The 17,914-nt window shown below is 30.7% G+C and carries 18 protein-coding genes, 1 tRNA gene and 2 pseudogenes; 13 read left to right on the top strand and 8 right to left on the bottom strand.

The genetic code is table 11. The features are described 5' to 3' along the window. Positions 1–113, top strand: a pseudogene (locus tag FOF46_RS32560) (IS982 family transposase); the annotation flags it as partial. Positions 114–131: 18 nt separating this feature from the next. Here FOF46_RS32560 and FOF46_RS16285 read toward each other — a convergent pair. Then, positions 132–1,184 carry a M28 family metallopeptidase gene (locus FOF46_RS16285; protein WP_143917188.1) on the bottom strand — a complete coding sequence of 351 codons (1,053 nt, stop codon included), beginning with the start codon at positions 1,182–1,184 and terminating at the stop codon, positions 132–134. 171 nt (positions 1,185–1,355) lie between these two features. Here FOF46_RS16285 and FOF46_RS16280 point away from each other — a divergent pair. After that, positions 1,356–1,440: transfer RNA gene (locus FOF46_RS16280), tRNA-Ser, on the top strand. A gap of 354 nt (positions 1,441–1,794) precedes the next feature. Here FOF46_RS16280 and FOF46_RS33090 read toward each other — a convergent pair. From FOF46_RS33090 to FOF46_RS33080, 4 genes and pseudogenes are all read right to left on the bottom strand, one after another. Beyond that, complete coding sequence (locus FOF46_RS33090; RefSeq protein WP_109436708.1) at positions 1,795–1,920, bottom strand: RteC domain-containing protein; 126 nt, start codon at positions 1,918–1,920, stop codon at positions 1,795–1,797. Beyond that, a pseudogene (locus tag FOF46_RS33085) lies at positions 1,917–1,994 on the bottom strand (RteC domain-containing protein); the annotation flags it as partial. The pseudogene FOF46_RS33085 and the gene FOF46_RS33090, both read right to left, overlap by 4 nt. Before the next feature lie 9 nt (positions 1,995–2,003). Continuing rightward, positions 2,004–2,141, bottom strand: a complete 138-nt coding sequence (locus FOF46_RS31595) for a hypothetical protein (protein WP_167571862.1) — start codon at positions 2,139–2,141, stop codon at positions 2,004–2,006. Then, positions 2,107–2,244, bottom strand: coding sequence for an RteC domain-containing protein (locus FOF46_RS33080; protein WP_109436709.1), 138 nt, complete (start codon positions 2,242–2,244; stop codon positions 2,107–2,109). The genes FOF46_RS31595 and FOF46_RS33080 overlap by 35 nt, the downstream gene beginning before the upstream one ends. A 92-nt stretch (positions 2,245–2,336) precedes the next feature. On the opposite strand from FOF46_RS33080, the gene FOF46_RS16260 reads away from it, so the two are divergent. The 10 genes from FOF46_RS16260 to FOF46_RS16215 all read left to right on the top strand — a co-directional run bounded on the left by FOF46_RS16260 (position 2,337) and on the right by FOF46_RS16215 (position 13,219). Further along, positions 2,337–2,768, top strand: a complete 432-nt coding sequence (locus FOF46_RS16260; protein ID WP_109436710.1) for a MarR family winged helix-turn-helix transcriptional regulator — start codon at positions 2,337–2,339, stop codon at positions 2,766–2,768. Between the two features lie 51 nt (positions 2,769–2,819). Then, complete coding sequence (locus FOF46_RS16255; RefSeq protein ID WP_143917187.1) at positions 2,820–4,169, top strand: TolC family protein; 1,350 nt, start codon at positions 2,820–2,822, stop codon at positions 4,167–4,169. Between the two features lie 8 nt (positions 4,170–4,177). After that, on the top strand, positions 4,178–5,212 hold the full coding sequence (locus tag FOF46_RS16250) for an HlyD family secretion protein (RefSeq protein WP_143917186.1): 1,035 nt from the start codon (positions 4,178–4,180) through the stop codon (positions 5,210–5,212). Between the two features lie 4 nt (positions 5,213–5,216). Then, the gene (locus tag FOF46_RS16245) at positions 5,217–6,821 is read left to right on the top strand and encodes a DHA2 family efflux MFS transporter permease subunit (RefSeq protein WP_143917185.1); all 1,605 of its coding nucleotides are present in this window, start codon (positions 5,217–5,219) and stop codon (positions 6,819–6,821) included. Positions 6,822–6,837: 16 nt separating this feature from the next. Then, entirely contained in the window at positions 6,838–7,929 is a 1,092-nt protein-coding gene (locus FOF46_RS16240; RefSeq protein WP_143917184.1) for an alkene reductase, read from the top strand. A gap of 755 nt (positions 7,930–8,684) precedes the next feature. Next, the gene (locus FOF46_RS16235; RefSeq protein WP_143917183.1) at positions 8,685–9,143 is read left to right on the top strand and encodes a DinB family protein; all 459 of its coding nucleotides are present in this window, start codon (positions 8,685–8,687) and stop codon (positions 9,141–9,143) included. Between the two features lie 73 nt (positions 9,144–9,216). Continuing rightward, positions 9,217–10,032, top strand: coding sequence for an AraC family transcriptional regulator (locus tag FOF46_RS16230; RefSeq protein WP_143917182.1), 816 nt, complete (start codon positions 9,217–9,219; stop codon positions 10,030–10,032). Positions 10,033–10,095: 63 nt separating this feature from the next. Then, positions 10,096–10,557 carry a carboxymuconolactone decarboxylase family protein gene (locus FOF46_RS16225; RefSeq protein ID WP_167571864.1) on the top strand — a complete coding sequence of 154 codons (462 nt, stop codon included), beginning with the start codon at positions 10,096–10,098 and terminating at the stop codon, positions 10,555–10,557. Between the two features lie 154 nt (positions 10,558–10,711). Continuing rightward, on the top strand, positions 10,712–11,794 hold the full coding sequence (locus FOF46_RS16220) for an adenylate/guanylate cyclase domain-containing protein (protein ID WP_143917181.1): 1,083 nt from the start codon (positions 10,712–10,714) through the stop codon (positions 11,792–11,794). Between the two features lie 39 nt (positions 11,795–11,833). After that, positions 11,834–13,219 carry a hypothetical protein gene (locus tag FOF46_RS16215; RefSeq protein WP_143917180.1) on the top strand — a complete coding sequence of 462 codons (1,386 nt, stop codon included), beginning with the start codon at positions 11,834–11,836 and terminating at the stop codon, positions 13,217–13,219. 169 nt (positions 13,220–13,388) lie between these two features. Here the strand turns inward: FOF46_RS16215 and FOF46_RS32550 are convergent, their stop codons facing one another. Next, positions 13,389–13,676, bottom strand: a complete 288-nt coding sequence (locus FOF46_RS32550; protein ID WP_235010967.1) for a cyclic nucleotide-binding domain-containing protein — start codon at positions 13,674–13,676, stop codon at positions 13,389–13,391. An 82-nt stretch (positions 13,677–13,758) separates the two neighbouring features. Beyond that, complete coding sequence (locus FOF46_RS32545; protein WP_235010968.1) at positions 13,759–13,944, bottom strand: hypothetical protein; 186 nt, start codon at positions 13,942–13,944, stop codon at positions 13,759–13,761. A 681-nt stretch (positions 13,945–14,625) separates the two neighbouring features. On the opposite strand from FOF46_RS32545, the gene FOF46_RS16200 reads away from it, so the two are divergent. Beyond that, positions 14,626–16,383, top strand: coding sequence for a serine hydrolase (locus FOF46_RS16200; RefSeq protein WP_143917179.1), 1,758 nt, complete (start codon positions 14,626–14,628; stop codon positions 16,381–16,383). 637 nt (positions 16,384–17,020) lie between these two features. On the opposite strand, the gene FOF46_RS16195 is transcribed toward FOF46_RS16200, so the two are convergent. After that, complete coding sequence (locus tag FOF46_RS16195; protein WP_143917178.1) at positions 17,021–17,866, bottom strand: NAD(P)H-binding protein; 846 nt, start codon at positions 17,864–17,866, stop codon at positions 17,021–17,023. Positions 17,867–17,914: the final 48 nt, after the last annotated feature.

Below are 17,914 nucleotides of genomic sequence, written 5' to 3'. Positions count from 1 at the left end.
AGGGATTTAAAAATAGAATCTTATCAAAGATCACAGCAATGACCATTATTCAATATATCAATAGGTTTGAATTCAACAGAAATATAAACAACCTAAAAATTAATATTAACTAAATGCACAACGGGTTACTCTTATTCTTTACCTATTCCATCAACCACAATTCTATCTTTTCTATTTGCTACTTCCCAAGCAGTATAAAAAACTAGTTTTGCACGTTTAGCCATAAGATCATATTCAATCTTATCTGCTGTATCAGTTTGTTTGTGATAATCTTCATGAACACCATTAAAATAAAAAATAATAGGAATATTGTGCTTAGCAAAATTATAATGATCACTTCTAAAATAGAATCGATTAGGATCATTTTCTGCATTATAAGTATAATCTAAATCCAACTTTGTATGAATTGAATTCATTTTTTCACTGATATCATGCAATTCAGTACTTAATCTATCACTACCAATCAAATACACATAATTATTCTTATCTTTTTCTTCGTGATTTTTATCGATCCTTCCTATCATATCAATATTAAGATCTGTAACCGTATTTGCTAATGGAAACACTGGGTTTTCTGTATAATATTTTGATCCATACAATCCTTTTTCCTCACCTGTAACGTGCAAAAACAAAATGGATCTTTTTGGTCCTAACCCATCTTTTTTTGCTTTCACAAACCCTTGTGCTATTTCTAATATACTTACTGTACCAGAACCATCATCATCAGCTCCATTAAATACTCCACCGTTTCCATCAACTCCTACATGGTCATAATGTGCAGATATAACGACAATTTCATCTGGTTTTTCAGTTCCTTCTATAAATGCCAGAACATTTTCTGATGATTTAATTCCTCCTCTAAAGAAGCTTGCTGGTATTTCTTGAAAGTAATCATCTCCTCCTAATGGAGAAGGTATTCCCATTCTTTTGTATTGCTTTTTTAAATATTCTGCTGCTTTTTTCTGACCTGGTTCACCAGTATCACGACCTTCAAAATCATCTCCTGCAAAAGTATACAAGTACTCTTTCAATTCATTAGTAGTAATAGTTTCTGCATAAGTAACTGCGGCTAACTCCATATTTATAGCATCTGTATCCACCTCTGGATAATCTGTCGAAGAATTCTGAGAGTTCCCACAACAACAGATAATAAATGAGCCAACTAATAATAATGGGTTTTTCATACAAACATTTAATTTAATATCGTACAAGATACTCATTTAGACCCATATAGATAAGTGAATATTTTCTTAAAACGAATTACATTAAATTATTTGAAAAAAATCTTTACAGAATTAAAAAAGGTTATTATATTTGCACCCGCATTCAGGGAATACCTGATGAGACTAAACACTGGAGAATTGGCAGAGTGGTCGAATGCGGCAGTCTTGAAAACTGTTGAGGGTCACACCTCCGGGGGTTCGAATCCCTCATTCTCCGCTTAGGAATTATCAAATTCCGCTAAAAACCCGTAAACACTATGTTTACGGGTTTTTTAATTTTATTAAATGCCAAATAATAACAAAAATCGCCAAAGAAAAAGGGGGTAATTCGGGATCACTTTCATCTCTCTTCAACTGACCCCGAATAAACTTTAAAACCCTATAAATAAAGGATTTGGTATAATTATTTTTTATTACTTTTTTATATTAAAAAATATAAAGCCGATACACTTAGGGATTCTTATTTAGGTAAAGATTACGATAAACGAATGTTACTGGTAATTTTTGAAGAACATAACAAGAAAGTTAATAAACTTATTGTTAGTGACTTTGCTGCAGGAATAGCAGAACGCTATAGAACAGCTAAAAGCATGTATCTGAATATATTCAAAAATTTTGTATTGTTTGATTTAGAAGACCTAAACTCTATAAAAGTATGATAGTAATTCCTTAATTCCACATTAAATAGCTGTTTCATAAGCTGTCGTCATTTCCATTATTAACTGCTCCACTGCTATACAGGGCATAAATTAGTTCAATCAAATTGGTTTTGCTACTGGTCTAAAAGAGCTTTGACTGCTTTTGAATTGAGGCATTTTCTGTTTCCATACCATTACTATTATCTAATTTATCCGTTTCTTTTTCTAGATGAATTAAAAGCATATCATAAGCTAAAATTGTTGCTACAACTGCTGTCATGACTGGTTGAGAATTCTTTATCAGTAAAAAAATGAAACGTTTCAGGATGTAGCCTTATATATACCTTGTCTCTTAAAAAATGTAAATCATCCAAAGCATGCATTAAGCACACATTTTAATTAAAAATATTAAAAATAGTACACTATACTACTAAATTATATTATATTTGTTGAAAATATTTGACACCACATAATTATGATTAAAAATTTAAACGAAACAACAGGTTATAAAATACGTAACGTGTCTTTACTTTTAATTAATAAAATAAATCAGAATTTTATAAAAAAAGGGTTTGATATTACCGCAGAACAACTTAAGATGTTGGTTGTATTATGGGAGAGTGATGGTAAGACCCAAAATGAATTAGGTGAAAGTGTTGGTAAATTCAAAACAAGCGTAACTAAAATTATAGATGGTCTTGAAAAGCGAAAATTAATTCAAAGAGCCCCTCATCCAACAGATAGGAGGGCTAATGTCATATATTTAACCGAAGTTGGTAAAAATATTAAAAAACAACTTGAGCCTATTATTGAACACACTTTAAGTGAAGCCCACAAAAATATATCTAATGAGAAGTTAATCGTCTTTCATGAAGTCTTAAATCAAATAGAAAAAAATCTCAAATAGAAAAAATTTGAACTAATAGTACACTATACCACTAAATACTATTTAACTATAATGAAAAAAAATAAAGTCACTGTAAAAATTGCTAAAACTAAAGTTTTGTTTGGTGTTCTAATCTTTTTTGGAATACACATAATGAACGGACAAAACACTACTGATTCTCTGTCATTACAAAATGTGTTAGAGATTATTCTAGAGAATAACCCACTATTGAAACAATCCGAAGGTAAAATTAAAATAACTCAATCAAACATAGATGTGGCTAAAAGCTATAAATACCCTAAAATGATATTTGAGGGTTCATTCACTTATGTAGACCCAGTTTCAGAGGTAGCCCTACCTATAGGAGATAATCCCATCGTTCTTCCTTTGTTCCCAAATGATAACTACAATGTATATGCAGGAGTACAATATGTACTCTACGATTTCGGGAGAACAAAAGAGGTTATCAACATATCTAAAATTGAAAAGTTGATTTCAGAGGAAGGTTTAGAAGCTGCGCAAAAGCAGCTTACTTATGCAGCAACAGAGCTTTTTACTACAATTTTATTCACCGAAAGTGCCATTAATGTTCAGGATGAGCTTATAACTTCTTTACAGCGAAATTTAAAACGAATTAATGGTTTTGTTGACAATGGGTTAGCTACAAGTTTTGACCAAGTAAATACAGATGTAAGAATAACAAGTGCGCAAAATAAAAAAGTTGGTCTACAAAACTCTTTAAATAATCTAAAGCTTCATTTAGGGGAACTAATGGGCTGGTCTACCAATGCTAAGGAAATATCTATAAAAGGAGTTCTAAACATTGAAAAACAACGCAATAAAAAAGCGGTCATCACGGAAGAAATTCGAAATGAACTAGCAATTGCAAAACATATAGACTCCATATTAGTAAGTGGTCAAAAATTAGCAAATAAGGGGAATCTACCTTTTATAACCATAGGTGGAACTACCGGTTTTCACAATGGATATTTACCTGATTTAAATGAATTCAGATTTAATTATGCTGCATTTGCTAAAGTAACGGTTCCTATATTTCAGGGTTCCAAAGTAAAGCACGAGAAGGAAATTGCGAAAACAAAAATTGAAAACAGCAAATGGCATCTCAAAGAAATTGACACAAAAATAAATACGGAAATAACTTCTGCATTAGGAACTTTAGAGAATGCCTATAAACAATACGAGAACAATAAAATATTAATTCAGCAAGCCAAAATAGCAGTACAGCAAGCTCGTAAAAAATATGAAAATCAATTAATTACGAATTTGGATTTATTAGATACCGAAGTAGTATTATCCGGCGCACAATTATCCTTATTAGAATCGGAATACAAATGCATAATGGCACAATATAAACTACAACAAGCAAAAGGAATAAAAATTTGGCAATCAACTTTTATGTAATAAAAAAAATGGAAAATACAAGAAATACAAAAAACACTAAGAAAATAGCAATTATATCTATCTTTTTAATGACGTTAATATATTGCTGTTACCTTTTCGTCGGGCATTTAAAATATGAGAAAACTGATAATGCCCAAGTAGAAAGTCATATTTATCAAGTGAATCCCAAAATAGGCGGGCAAGTACTAGAAGTCTTAGTAGATGACAACGAATACGTTGAAAAAGGTCAGATCCTAGCACGTATAGATAAGAGTGACATAGAGTTAATGTACGCGCAGGCCAAAGCAAGTTTAGCACAAATAAAAGCAGAGAAAGCTGCCGCCTTAGCAGTAGTTCAAGCTTCTAAATCAGCATCTCAAGCGGCTTTTACCAATATATCTGTAGCAAAAGCAAAGAAAAAAAGATTAAGTACAGATATAGTTCGCTTTACCAATCTTCGTAAAGATGACATTATACCACAATCTAAAATTGATGATATCAACACCAATTTTGATGTAGTTACCTCACAAGTTACGGCTGCGCAGCAACAATATAATGCATCTAATGGTCAGTATAATGCTTCCTTGCAAAAGATAAGTAGTATAGATGCTGCTATTGAAGCTGCCAAGGTTCAAGTACAAAACGCAGAGCTAAAACTCTCCTACACAGAAATTATAGCTCCTGCGTCTGGCGTAGTATCCCGCAAAATGATAGAGGCGGGACAAGTAATAGGACTTGGACAGCCTCTTATGGCCATAACAGATTTTTCAGAGTTGTGGATAGTTGCAAATTTTAAAGAGGGACAAGTGGCTAAAATGGTAGAAGGTCAAGATGTCGAAATTAAAATAGATGCATTTTCTAACAAGCATTTTACTGGAAAAATAGAATCCATTGCGGCAGCAACAGGAGCGAAATTCTCCCTTTTTCCTGCGGATAATGCAACGGGGAACTTTACAAAAGTTACCCAAAGAATACCTGTAAAAATTCTATTTGATGAGAATGAAATAAAAGATGAAAAATTACGAGCTGGAATGAGTGCTGTTATCAAAGTAATTAACAAATAGTAACATGAATACAGCAACTACAACAAAAAATAAAAGTGTTACAATTAACTTAGGGATCCCTCTATTTCTAGCTGCAAGAAAAAAGTGGCTTATACTTTTGGGAGTCACACTTTGTGCAGCATTAGATATTTTGGTTGCCACTTCTTCATCTGTGGCTATTGATGAAATTGCCGGTTTTTTAAGTGCAACGGCAGACGAAATAGTTTGGATGAATATTGGATACTTTATATCCAAGTTAATTTTCTTAATACTCTCTGTTCAATTTACTAAAACCATAGGGGGGAAAAAATTATTTATATACTCACTTTCAATTTTTATTACAGGGGCTCTTTTATGCGGTACTACTACATCCCTAGGTGTTTTTATGGTTGGTCGAGTGTTTTTAGGTGCAGGTAGTGCTGCTTTTTATACCGTTGCTCAAGCAATTTTATTCACCATATTTCCCATTAAAAAGCAAGGAACCGTGCAAGCTATTTTTAGCTTGGCTATTGTTTTAGGACCTAATGTTATTCCTGCCTTTAGTGGTTGGCTTACTTATCACTATATATGGCAGCTAATATTTTTATTTACGGTAATCATAGGGATATGTGCAATCCCATTAATTAATCAAATACCAAAATTTGTTTTACCTAAAAGTTCTGAAAATCAATCTAAAATCAATTGGCTGAATGCTATTTGGCTATCAATAGGACTGGGTGCATTTCAATTCGTTATGGAGGAAGGATCCAGATACGATTGGTTTGAGGAACAAAAAATAACAATATTATCAATTACAGCACTAATCGGATTTGTTTTATTTTTTATTCAAAATAAAAGAGATCATCAGAACTATAAATTAATTGACTTTTCTGTATTTAGAAATTCGTCTTTCTCATTAGCATTTTTAATAAGTTTTGTCTCTGGTTTTGCCTTATTTGGAAGTGGAGCAGTTATTCCTGGCTTTGTTCAGAATGTACTTCGGTATCAGAGCGCTGCTGTAGGATTTACGTTATTCCCAAGTGGCATTTCCATTCTTTTGGGGTTGATAACTAGTGCTATCATTGTTGACACCAAAAAAATTCCTCCCTTTGCAAGTGCTGCTTTAGGTGTGGTTTGCGTAATAACTTCTATGATTTTAGTATCAGATGTTACTGTAATATCTGGTTTCCCAGATATGATTCCGGCAATTATGCTTAGGGGACTTGGACTGGGGCTTTTGTTTGTACCTATAATTTTTATTGCTTTTAATGAATTAAAGGGCAATGAGTTATTAACAGGAACAGGACTGTTCAATTTTGGAAGACAATGTGGAGGTTCATTTGCTATGGCTTTTCTGCCCACTTATTTAGCACATCAAATGGCATTTCATAGAAAAAACCTATTACAACACACGACCCCATACAACACTCTTTTTAGTGAAAGAGTACAAGGGGCTACACAGGCTCTTATTTCAAGGGGGTATAATCCAACAGAGGCAAAAAACGCAGCGCTTGGAACCGTTGATATTGCATTGAACGTTCAATCTGCAGTTTTAGCTTTTCAAAATACCTTTTTTGCTATTTCTATGGTGTTTTTATGTGCAGCACCTGTAATTATTGCAACAAAAGTTTATTTAAACAAAAAAAATTAAACCAAATACAATTAAAATGAAATTAGAGAGTATACTTTTTGAATCCACTGATTTAGGAGCATTAAAATTAAAAAACCGCATAGTGATGGCGCCCATGACAAGAAGTCGAGCTACCGCAGATGGAATTGCAACTCCTATAATGGCAACGTACTATGCACAGCGTGCAAGTGCAGGTTTAATAATATCAGAAGCATCTCAGGTATCATTGCAAGGAACAAGTTACCCAAATACACCAGGCATTTACACCAAAGAGCAAGTAATTGGTTGGAAAAAAGTAACAGACGCAGTACACGAAGCTGGAAGTAAAATTTTTATACAGTTGTTTCATGGGGGACGAATATCTCACCCCAATACCCAAGGAGGAGAAATACCTGTAGCCCCTTCATCTATAAAAGCAGAAGGATTAATACATACTTCTCCTCAAAATGAAATGAAGGCTTTTGTTTCTCCAAAAACATTAAAAGCTGTTGAAATTGAGGACATAATTAAACAGTTTGGTAATGCTGCAAAAAATGCACTTGATGCTGGTTTTGATGGCATTGAAATTCATGCAGCAAATGGATACTTGATTGACCAATTTTTAAGAGATAGCACCAATAAACGGATGGATGAATATGGTGACTCATTCCAGAACCGAACACGTTTATTAATCGAAATAATTAAAGAAGTCCGTAAAAATTTCAGCCTACAAAAAGTGGGAGTACGATTATCTCCACTAAGTACTTTTAATGATATAAGTGATAGTAATCCATTAGGTTTATATTCTTATTTATTACAAGAACTCAACGTTTATAATTTGGCTTATGTACATCTTATTGAAGATGCTACAGCGTATAAAAATTCTGATTTTTTAAATGGTGTAAGTGCAACCTTGGGTAAATATTATAAAGGAAAAATTGTAGGAAATGGAGGGTATACTTTAGAAAAAGCAGACTTTGAAATATTCAATAGTATTGTAGATGTTGTTGCTTTTGGTAAATTATTTATTTCCAATCCAGACTTGCCCAAACGGTTTATGTTAGAAGCAGATTTTAATGTACCGGATGAAAGTTCATACTATGTAGGAGGTGAAGAAGGATACATTGACTATGAAACATTAGAAGGATAGAACTTTTAATAGATGATAATGATTGTAATATATAATTTTGAAAACAATAAGAATTCTGAAATTTTACTGGGGATCTTTAACCAATCCATTGGAAAGTTATTATATCAAAATGATAAAATATTTTGCTATAAATGTGAATTGAAGCATATATACAATATATGCCTTAAAGTCTATGAGGTTTTCAACACTAATAAAACATTGAAAAAAGAAGATGGAATAAAAATACTACATCTAGATGAACTTGAAACTCATATGAAAGTCATTAGACTAAAAAAAGAAGGGAATAAAAGGGTAAACAAACTTTCCTTTGCACATCTGAATAATAATAAATAGGGTTAAAATTATTGAAAATGAAAATATAATGCATACCATATTAAAAGGGGAATGTTCGAGATGTCATAAAGGTAAAATGTATACAAACTCAAACCCTTTTGTTTTGTCTAAACTTTTTAGAATGCATGAAATATGTTTCCTATGTTCTACAAAATTAAAAAAACTTCATTTTTCTTTGGAGCATGGTATGTAGGTCATGGTTTAAGTGTTTTATTGGCTGTAATAACCTTTTTATTAAGTTTCTTAGTTTTTGACTTAATATTAATTAATTGCTTCAAAGTAATTGTATGCCTGCTGATGATTAGTTCCCCAATTATCGGTAGGCTATCAAGAAATATTTGGATTGTATTTTTTATTAAGTATGACCCTAAATTCAAAGCAAAGCAGTTAGGTTAGCTTAATAATTATAGATAATTATAAAAATGGAATCAATATTTAAAACTTGGAAAACAAGTAGAAATTTATTTTTAGAATACTTTGACAAGTATTCTTTGGAACAACTGAATAAAATTCCTGAAGGATTTAGTAATAATCTAATATGGAATATTGGACATATAATAGTTGCACAACAGGCCTTAATATATAAGTCATCTAATATCCAAGAATATATCTCTGGAGAATTATTTGAACTTTATAAGCCAGGTACAAAACCAACTGAACAAACTACTGCAGATGAGATTAAGGAGCTAAAAGAACTTTTAATATCCTTAATTGAAAAAACAGAAATAGATTTTTATAATAAGAGGTTTGTTACTTTTAATGAAAGAATGACAGGAACAGGGTTTCATTTAAGTTCGTTAAAAGATGCCTTTGAATTTAATAATTATCATGAAGGTTTACATTTAGGGTTTATGATGAATATACGAAAGTTCTTATCATAGGCATTACTTTTCAAAAAAGCTTAAACGATATTGGAATGCTGCTTAGGAACATATTATAAATAAAGGAACTATCATGTTAACAGAATATTCTATTTCAGATATTATCACATCAATGCCCAAAGAAAAAAGGTATTATGTTGGAACCTTTGAAGAAACAGATAATCCAAAAGTAGATTGGCCACACAGGCACAATTATTACTCCTTTGTATGGTTTACTAAAGGCTCAGGAAATAATGTTATTGATTTTGAAGACTATGAAATCAAAAACAATAGACTTTTTTTAATGCAGCCAAAACAGGTTCACAATTGGTCTTATTCAAAAGGAACAAATGGATTTATCATTATTTTAGATTCCTTTTTTGAAAATATTTTACCAGTAGAATTAATAAATATTACATGCATAGATTTAAATAAAACTACAAGTAATTTTTTTATTCCTTTTCTTAATAATTTAATTCAAGAATGGAAAAATAACGATGAATTAAGTGAAAAAATAATAATGAATGGTATACGTTTTTTACTTTATCAATTATCTAGATTCTCAACGAAATCAACAAATATTAAATCGATTAAATCGAAAACATTAGTTCAATTTTCTAAATTAATTTCAAATGATATTTCAAAAAACATTTCGGTTGAGCAATATGCAAATAATCTTCATATAACAGCAGAAAAACTAAGTGAACTCTGTAAAAAATATTACGAGCAGAGCCCAAAACAAATCATTTTAAACACTAAAATAACCGAGGCTAAACGTTTGTTATATTTTACAAATTTATCTATTAAGGAAATAGCATATGCAACAGGATTTGAAGACAGTTCTTATTTTTCTAGAGTATTTAAGCAAAAAACAAAATATTCGCCATCTAAATTTAAAAGTACCCGATAATCCATAAAAAGTCCTACTCATAATTATAACTACTTGGTAGTTTTGTCAAAAAAATAAATTTATATGAAGTATTTAACAATTTTAGTATTCGCCTTTATTACAATGAGCGGGTATAGTCAAAAACAAATAAAAATGGATAGTACAAAAACTGAACGTTTTAACAAAGGTTGGGATAAATTAAAAGAAATTGATGGAGAAGCTGGTACAAGTGTTATTGAAAGTTTAAAAGACATATCTCCTGATTTAGGGGTATATATAATTGAATATGGCTTTGGAGATGTTTATTCTAGAAACATTTTAGATAACCGAACAAAGGAAATTGCTGTTGTAGCCGCTTTGACTGCAATGGGAAACGCAGAGCCACAACTAAAAGTGCATATCAATGCTGCTCTAAATGTAGGTGTAACGTCAGAAGAAATTTCTGAGATTATGATTTTAATGTCACTATATTCAGGTTTTCCTTCTGCATTAAACGGAACTTTTGCATTGAAAGAAGTACTTAAAGAAAGAGAATCCGAAAAATAAGATTGGACAGTAATTTGAAAAACAATTAGCACTTTAGTTATCAACCCAAAGTCCAAAATACTTAAAAACAATTCGCGAAATTCTAAATTTTTCGGATTGTTTTTAAAAATATTAGAGAGTAATTTTCATAATGCTTTATTCAATTAAATAAAAAATGATTAGTACAAGATATGTGAGATACCTTTTTTTAACCGTGACGGTTTGGCTATCCTTTTTTATTACCTTCCAGATTTCTCTTTCCTATGTTTTAAATGATTTTCAAAATCCAATAGACTCCCTTTTGTTTTTAATAATTGTAAGCTTTCCTGTAGCATTAATTTCTGGAATTGTTACTGAAACTATGGATTATGTAATGTTCGATTATAATTTATTACGCGATTTTTACTTTTTAAAAATATTTTTAAAAAGTATTTTACATGTTATTGTGTTTATAATCGTCATATACAAGGTTGCATTTTTCTTTTCAAATCAAGCTGTAGAACTTGGGATTAAGACTACAAATGCATTTAAATTTGTAACCACTGAAAACGGTTTCTTATTACTATTATTATATTCTTATTTAATTAGCTTTCTAGTAAATTTTCTACGCCAAATCAATCAACATCTTGGGCATAAAACATTATTAAATTTTTTAATTGGCAAATACCGAAAACCCAAAGAAGATAATCGTATTTTTTTATTCTTAGATTTAGACAACTCAACAACTTTAGCAGAACAAATGGGACATTATAATTATAGTTCTTTAGTACAAGACTGCTTTAAAGATTTGACACAAGTGATTTATAGATATGACGCAGAAGTATATCAATATGTAGGAGATCAAGTTGTTTTACACTGGGAAAACACGCCTAGAAATAAATCATATCTAGTGGAGTTGTTTTTTAATTATGAGTCGGTTCTTCTTAAAAGAAAGGAGTATTACCAAAAAAAATATGATGTTCTTCCATCATTTAAAGCAGGTGCAGATGTTGGTCCTGTTATGGTAAGTGAAGTAGGTGAAATAAAAAAAATGATAGCCTACCATGGGGATGTTTTAAATGTTGCGGCAAGAATTGAAGGCTTATGCAAAACACTTGAAAAAAAGTTTCTAGTATCTCAACATTTTTTTGAGAGTGAATTCTCTACACCAATCAACATAGATATAGAATATATAGATACTAGAGTATTAAAAGGGAAAACAAAAAAAATTGATATATATAACGTTATTAAACAAAATAATCAACCAATATTTATTTAATATTTGCCTTTGTTTATAAAGGAATTAAAAATAGAATATATGAAAACTTATTTACTCATCTTATTTTTTGCTTTATCTACTTTGAGCTGTTTTTCTCAAAAAATGACCTTTAATGTAGATTTTTCTAAAAATTATGCAACGCTTGATTTTTTAAATAATCTTTCTCCAAATTATCCATCCAATCCATATAAAGAGGTTTTTAAAAACTCAAAATATGACACAAAAAAGTATAGAGACCTTATAGATCATTTTGCGAAAATAAATATTTTTTATCAATATGAATACCCTCAATATCCTTATGGAAATAAAATAGGAGGCAATACCTATTTTATTTTAGGAAGAAACCTTATTGAAAGTAAAGACCTTAATGAATTTAAAAGAAAGTCATTTGGCATAATTCCGAATCATGATTTAAACAAGCTATATAAGATTTTGCTGGAGTTTCAACCAATTTATGACGAGTTAGTTTTTGAACCTTGTAGATTAAAATTCAATCAACAGATAGAGAAAACCCGTGAGTTAATTTCAAAAGTAGACATAGACAAGCTATTTAAACAAACTATAAAATTTCACGAATCCAATTGGGATTTCTCAATCCCTTTTAAACTTTCTATGTACCCTATACCTAATGCACGGAAAAGAGGTTTTAATGCTACAGCTTTTTACAATATAGCAATCGCGGGAATCCCTCAAGGATTTGAAGATTTTGAAGAACTTTTAGCTGTACTATTTCATGAGTCCTCACATATTGTATATGATGAGCAATCACTTAGTGTAAAGAAGGATATTGAATCTTGGTTCAAAAATAATAGTTCAAAATCATCAAATTACGCTCAACTTCTGTTTAATGAGGCTATCACCACTTCTATTGCCAATGGATATCTTTATCAAGAATTAACCGGAAAGCTCCCTGAAGGAAATTGGTATAGAAACAAATTCATTTCTAATATGGCACAGAAAATATATCCTTTGGTTGAAAAATATTTTGATAAGAATAGAACGATTGACCAGGATTTTATAAACGAGTACATTGCTGTTTTTGACAAAGAATTTCCGAGTTGGATGGAAGACATTGACTTTGTATTAATGCAACGATTCGTGATTTCCGAAAATAAGGAAGCCTACAAAAAATTATTAAAGAATCATCGATACTCGAATATCAATGAATATGAATACAAATTAGATGCCCTTACCATTGAAAAGATGAAGACTCATCCAATAACCAAGATTATCCTTGTTACAGATAAAAACCAACATAAGTTAGATTTGATAAAAGAAAGTTTTGAAGAGTTAAAAGAATGGAAACCGGACGTAAGTTTTGAATTTACTTATATAAAATTCTTGAAGGATAAAACATATTTGATTATCATCAATTCTCATTCAGAAGACATTTCCATGTTAATGGAGAGTTTATCTTTTCAATAAATCGACAAAATCGTGGAACTAACGTAATGTGCAAAACTTAAGTAACAACCAAAAGTTATGTATACTAGAGTGATCAGATTTGACTTTTTTATCATTATTATTTTTTTAATTTTTAGAAGATTTTCTTTGCCTTAGTTTGAAAAGAGCAATTAAACTATCTGATTCTATTTCATACTATCATACTTAAAGCCTCGGGGGTAACTCCAAGATATGATGTTAACATGTATTGCGGTACTCTTTGTATTACTTGAGGCCAGTCTTTTACTAAGTTTGAATATCGTTCTTCTGAAGTATTTAGAATAAAAGAAGCTTTTATATCACACACCTTTATATATAAACTTTTTGCCAACAACTTACCAAACTCTACAAAGTTTGGTATTGTCTTATACATATGATCTACATCCTTTTTTTCAAGTACATTTACCGTACTATCCTCAATGGCTTGTAAATGAGTCAACGATTTTTTGCTTATTAAAAACTTGAATAGTCTGTACAAAATCCATCTTCAAAGAAAAATTGCTTATTATACTCTTCACCGTCTACAGAATACCACCCTTAAAAGCACGACTATTTATAAATGCGACAAAGGAACATACTTTACCTTGAGTAAGAATGAACTTATTCTTTGATTTTTTTACCGTCGTTAATTCTTCAATAAGAAGAATATCTTTTTCTTCTAACTTGATAAAGTTTTTAAAAAATGCTATAACCTGTTCATGCATCATTATTTTGTTTTTAAAATTGAAATCGGTAACCAAAATCAGAAAAAAAACCAGCTTGATTTATTTGGTCAACATTATTGGTTATTCTATTACATTTTCTGACAAAAATATTGTCTCTATTGGTAATGTACTGTAGATCAATGTAAAATTTGTGAGATGTTTTCTTCTTATTACTATTTAATGTAAAACCTAATTTTAAATCTAATCTCACATAGTCATCGTACTGTTGACTAAACGCTAAATCATCTTATAAAATTTCATAGCCAGTATTTTGGGGTGTTTCTAAATCAACAGGAGTATAATACTCTCCTTCAGATCTTCAGAAAGCGTTCTAAGCTAATTGGAATGCTTTATTTTATAATAGAAATAATTCAACGATTTCTAAAGAAAAGGTTAGAACAAAATTCATCTCCAATTCCCAAATTTATTTCACCAAATACTTCCCTTTCACTAAGATACAAATACATGTATTTTATTATAACAATACATTGGTTTTCGAATAATTCTGGTTATTGAAACAGAGTTTAAGATTTTCTTCTAAATAATAATCTCACAAAGCTTTTAACGCTCATTTTTAATACTATATAGTTCAAAAAAAGGTAAATGACATAAACATGACACTTAAATGTCGTTCTGATTACAAACCAATAATGATAGTTTTGTTCTAACAAAAAATATATTTCAATGAACAATCAATCAATAGCTAAAAACCTAATCTATCAAAGAAAATTGAAAGGTTTTACACAACAAGAATTATCAGCCAGAACAGAAGTGACAGTCCGTACTATTCAACGTATAGAGAAAGGAGATGTCAATCCACATCTACAAACTATAAATTTATTAGCAACTGCACTTGAAATTGAGGTCGATGACCTTTTGCAACTTGAAAATCCAAAAGAGGAAGCCATCCAAAAAAAATGGTTATTACTATTACACGGGACCCCCTTGTTAGGCTTTATATTGCCTTTTTGTAATGTGCTTTTTCCATTATTTTTGTGGATTCACAAAAGGGAAGACAATACACTTTATGATAGACATGGTGCTAAAATTGTTAATTTTCAGATTACAGTACTATTGCTATACGTATTATCTTTTGTAGCTTTATTGACCATAGAGAAATGGGGGTTTTTAATCTTCATTTTAGTCATTCCACTTTGCGTATTAATAGTTATAATCAACATTATATATGCAATAAAAGAGTCCAAATGTTATTACCCTTTCTCTATTCCCTTTTTGAAAGGTAGGACAAGAGGAATAGCTAAAGTAACTTTACTCTTAATTCCTCTTTTAGCTTTTATCAATTGTGCTCCTAAAAACAATAATAAAATAACTCGTCTAGATAGCACTGAAATTTCAAAAGATTCTTTGACCAATACAATCAATCAGCTAATGAATAATGCTGAAGTTCATGGGATGGCAATTACTATTTTTAATGAAAAAAAACCTGTTTATCAAAACACTTTTGGGTATAAAAATGTCCCTAAACAATTAGTTCTTACGGATACCACTAACATCTATGGAGCTTCTCTAAGCAAAGCCGTTTTTAGTGTCCTTGTGATGAAATTGGTAGAAAATAAGGTTATTGATTTAGATACACCTCTTGAATCTTATTTACCTAAGAAAATCTATGAATATGAACCACAAACACGTTGGCATGATGACTATTCTGATTTAAAATCTGATAGTTTATATCATAAAATAACAACAAGGATGTGTTTAGCACATACTTCGGGTTTTAATAACTGGAGGTTTTTTGAAGCCGATAGAAAATTAAGAGCAAATTTTGAACCAGGTTCGAAATACTTCTACAGTGGTGAAGGCCTAGTATATCTACAAGTTGTCATAGAAAAACTCACTAAAAAACCTCTTGAAGAATTAGCTCAGGAACTTATTTTTAAACCTTTGGAAATGAACAACACATCGTATCAATGGCAACCTAGATTTAAAAAAGATTTCGCTCACGGGCATACGATAAAAGGTGAAACCTATGATAAGGATATAGATAACGAACCTAGATCTGCTAGTACTTTAGAGACAACAGCAAACGATTATACAAAATTCTTAACCGCTGTCTTGAACGAGAAAATTCTTAGTAAAGCTTCTTACAATGAAATTTTTAGTCCTCAAATTAGAATAAAAACCTTGGCACATTTTGGTCCTAATTCTAAAACATCAACTAATAAATACGACGCTATTAACTTGAGTTGTGGTCTAGCTTGGTTAAATTTTGATACGCCTTACGGAAAAGCTGTAACAAAAAGTGGTCATGGAGATGGATTTCAACATTATTCAATTTTATTTCCCGAGACAGGTAAAGGAATGTTAATCATGACTAATAGTGATAACGGAGAAAGCATTTATAAAGAATTATTAGAGATAGCTTTAGCTGACACCTACACACCTTGGGAGTGGTCAAATTATATACCATATAACCATATGTAATATTTTATTTGAATAGAAGCGTATAAAACATGACATAATGAAGATTATTTTTTACATTTTGATAATTTACTTCTTCTTAAGTTGTTCGGAAAAGAAATCGAATACAGATTGTTTACATCATGGTCTTCAAAACACTTTCTTAAAAGATAAAAATACCGCTAATCCTATAATTGAAAGTATTTGGAAATCTATTAGAAACGGTTATTCTTTTCAAGCAAGAAAAGACAGTATTTTACTTTACGGTTACACCGCTAATTTTTGCTATAAAGAAAGGAGTGATTACTTAGAGGGATTATTATATTCACAAAGCCGGCTCGCGTTACTAGGAGGTACTTTAGGAATTTTATTTAACAGATTTTGGAGACAGAACTTAAACTTTATAAACAAAAAAGATTTTAATTAGAGTTGACAAACTTCCTTAAAATACTATTGGATTTCCTAAATTAATGTCGCTAAGCTCTCAAGAACTCTTTTAAGCTTTATATGCTTAATATTGATATCATTTAAAAAAGTGTTCTAATTAGATTAGAACACTTTTTTAATGAAGAAAAATACTTAATGTTTCTTATTAATATTCATTCTCAAAGTAAAAAATAAAACGATCGCTATTTTGAATACTTATCCAAAACAAAATAATCTATATGGTTTGCTTTACTCCTACATTCCATATACCTGTAGCTGCTGTTTTATTTACGTATTCACTAAAAGAAATTGGTTTTCTCTTAAGCACTTTTTCAACATCATTAGTAATTTCTGAGTTATTAGGGTTGCCAAGAACTTCTGTAAACAAATATTCAATGAGCCAAACGAAATCTTCAGATAAATTAGCTTTTCTCATTCCGTCTCCGTATTCTGATATCGAAATTGGTACAAACGTAATAATTCGATTACTCACCTGAGCAATGACATTGATTGCCTCTTTAAAGGTAATTGCCTTATCTCCTGTAAGCTGATAAATCTGACCATTATGAGCATCATCCAATAGAGCTTTTACAGCAACTTGCGCAATATCATCTACATCCACAAATGGAATTTGCACATCTGCTTGTGGAAGCGCCACAAAACCATCTAAAATAGGTTCTAACAAAAAGTTTTCGCTAAAATTTTGATTAAACCAACTGGCACGTACAATGGTATAATCCAAACCAGAATGAATAACCACTTGTTCACACAGTTCTGCTTCTCGTTCTCCTTTTCCTGAAAGCAGCACTAACTTTTTGACATGGGCTTTCTTTGATACTTTAACTAATTCTTCGATAGCTTTCAATGCACCTGGTACAGCTAAGTCAGGTTGATAAGTAATATAAACCTTATCGATCCCTTCAACAGCCTTTGTCCACTCTTCTGGTTGATGCCAGTCAAAAGATGGTGAGGCATTTCTTGACCCGACTCTTACTTGATGTCCTTGTTCTTTAAGTAGATTTACGATACGTTTCCCTGTTTTTCCTGTTCCGCCGATTACTAAAATGTTTTCTGTTTTCATCTTTAATTGTTTTTATAATTATTAATTGAGATTATACTTTTAAAAGCT

Source organism: Aquimarina algiphila (assembly GCF_007489275.1).
GTDB classification, from domain to species: Bacteria; Bacteroidota; Bacteroidia; order Flavobacteriales; family Flavobacteriaceae; genus Aquimarina; species Aquimarina algiphila.
This window is presented reverse-complemented; position numbering and strand designations above follow the sequence as displayed.